Genomic DNA, 2,707 nt, shown 5'->3' with positions numbered 1-2,707 from the left:
CCTGCTACCTTGAATTTCCTCATGGTTGGTCCGCTACTCTCCTATTTAATTCAAAAGATAAAAGGATTCGCTGTCTTATTATACAATTCAAATGATGCTGGATAAATACACCGGATGCCTATTGGGGGTGGCAATAGGCGACGCGCTTGGGGCTCCCGTTGAAGGCATGACGCTAGAAGAAATCAAGAGGAAATACGGCGCCGACGGTATAACCGATTTCGATTCTTACAGGGGGCCTGAAGCGGGATTTTATTTTGAAGCAGGATTTTATACGGACGATACGCAAATGACCGTTGCCACGGCAAGGGGCATTCTGGACGCGGCGCAAGGCGGATTGGAAGAGGGCCCCGACCGAAACGACGACGTAAAAGCTGTGTACCTCCGCTATCTTGAATGGCTTAAATCGCAATACGACCCCAGGTACAGGCGTGGGCCGGGCATGTCTTGCCTTACCTCGCTACAAAGCGGCATTATGGGCACGGTTGAGCATCCGATAAACAACAGCAAAGGCTGCGGCGGGGTTATGCGCACCGCCCCGGCGGGCCTGGCCTTCAAGGCCGAAAAGGCATTTGCAAAAGGCTCAAAGTACGCCGCAATTACGCATGGCCACCCCTCGGGATATCTTAGCGCGGGCTATTTATCTTCACTCATTACTTTAATTATTAATGGCAAACCGATTGATAATGCGATAGAAATATCAGAACAGATACTTGCGGGCCATGAGGGACATGAAGAGACATCGGGGTGCGTTCTAAAAGCTCGCAGGCTGGCATTATCGGACAAGCCTCACGAGGAGGCGATAAAGGAAATCGGGCAAGGATGGGTTGGCGAGGAGGCCCTGGGGATAGCGCTTTATTGTTCGCTTAAGTTTGCCGATTGGCGCGAAGGAACGCTTGCCGCCGTAAATCACGACGGCGACAGCGACTCAACCGGTTCCATAACGGGAGGCATCATGGGAGCGCTTCTGGGATCGAAATCGATTCCGGGAAAATGGGTAAAAACCGTTGAGGGTTCCACGGCGATATGCGAAATCGCCGGTGAAATCCATGCAAGGTTTGCCGGAAAATAAGTTTTTAAAGCCCTGATGGCACGACGATTTCTCCCTTGGCGAGGCACATAAAAAACCTAAAAACCCGACCTTTTATAAAGAGACCGGGCTAATCTTTTGAGCCAGACTAACATATTGTATTTATTATTCTTCCGCCAATTCAGACATTGACAAAAGTCATACTAAATTGATATTCGATGAATAATAATAGCCCGTAAATAAAGGGGCTTTTCCCGTATATTAAGGGAAGAAACGGGGAGAATGGGTAGAAGAAAAAGCATATTTGCTGTTCACAAACTCCTGCATTTGAACCCGTCTGTAGTATGACAGTACGCAAAGCACGACAATTGATTGTAATGGCTCTCTACCCATAAGTCCGCGTTTTTAACATATCCTTAAAGTTTCCATTAACTCCGAAAAAGGAAGGCGTCTTTGGATATAATCATGGGATGAGAAAGATTATTCAACTCGACAGCGGCAAGCGCGAGGAACTGATAGATATAACGGAGAATGTAAAAAACATCGTGGCGAAAAGCGGCGTTAAAAACGGACTTGTGGCCCTGTACGCGCAGGGGGCAACGGCGGCGCTGATGATACAGGAAAACTGGGATCCAAGCGTCCCGACGGACGTAATCAATTTCCTTAAAGAACTGATTCCAAAGGGCGTTTGGCTGCACGACCGGCAGGATGGAAACGGCGATTCCCACCTGAAAGCTGGGTTTGTGGGCCCGTCCGAAACTATACCGCTGATAGACGGCAAGCTGGGTCTTTCGACGTGGCAGAATATATTCTTTTGCGAGTTCGACGGCCCCCGCAGCGGGCGCAAGGTGGTCTGCACTATTATCACGGATTGAGACGGCGGTGGAGGGAAATAGGTTGGTATGGCATGTAGAGACGTTGCGATGCAACGTCTCATGTTAAGAAAAACCTATGATTGAGACGTAGAATCGCTACGCCTCAGACGTTAAGAAAAACGTTTGATTGAGACCACCTAAAGGTGGCGAGAACCTTTCGCTTTGCTCAAGACGTAGCATCGCTACGCCTCTACGGGAAAAAGAATCCGTGATAAATAGATTTACTTTAAGGAAGCGCTGCATTCGGTAACACGATATTTACTGTATCTCTTGCCATTTCATAACTATGACTTTTGTCAATATTTCCTTGACAATACACAGAAACTCAACCTAATATAAATGCGGAAGTTCACGAAACGCTTGTATATTTGTAGCATTTTAAATTTGGAGGCGCCTCCGTTTGGCAAGTGTGAAGGATATCTCCGGTTCCGACGAAGTTTATCTTGTAGTCCAGACCCGGTCCATTTTTGCCTGTTTCCTGCACTGGATAACGGTATTTTCCGTCGTTACGCTGGCGATCACCGGTTATTACATCGGAAACCCTTCTTATTATTACGGTCAGGGAGAGGCCTTCCAGGCGTTCGCGATGGCGAATATGCGCGAGATACACTTCATCACCGCCGCTTTTTTGATGGTTTCGGTTTTCACGCGACTGTACCTTGCCTTTACCCGGTCGTGCAACAAAGACATCCGGGAATTTATCCCCACGCCGTGGAACGTCATCAACGCCCTTAAGCTGGCAAAATACTATTTAACCGGTTACGGCGAGCACTCCCATTACCGTTTCGTAAACCCGCTTGGCGGC

At 48.3% G+C, this 2,707-nt stretch carries 3 protein-coding genes; all 3 read left to right on the top strand.

Translation table 11 applies throughout. The features are described 5' to 3' along the window. Nucleotides 1-91: 91 nt before the first annotated feature. Nucleotides 92-1,069 (top strand): ADP-ribosylglycohydrolase family protein, encoded by a 978-nt coding sequence (locus tag V3S16_RS02170; RefSeq protein WP_413883032.1) that lies wholly within the window; start codon nt 92-94, stop codon nt 1,067-1,069. A 428-nt stretch (nt 1,070-1,497) separates the two neighbouring features. Further along, a complete protein-coding gene (locus V3S16_RS02165; protein ID WP_413883031.1) occupies nt 1,498-1,902 on the top strand; it encodes a secondary thiamine-phosphate synthase enzyme YjbQ in 405 nt (134 codons plus the stop codon). A gap of 409 nt (nt 1,903-2,311) precedes the next feature. Then, nucleotides 2,312-2,707, top strand: a 396-nt coding sequence (locus V3S16_RS02160; protein WP_413883033.1) for a cytochrome b/b6 domain-containing protein, incomplete at its 3' end; no start/stop codon positions are given.

Origin of the sequence: Candidatus Desulfatibia sp., assembly GCF_036446775.1 — a bacterium.
Taxonomy (GTDB): domain Bacteria; phylum Desulfobacterota; class Desulfobacteria; order Desulfobacterales; family UBA11574; genus Desulfatibia_A.
Note: the sequence above shows the minus strand (reverse complement) of the source record. Positions and strands in the feature narration are given on the sequence as shown.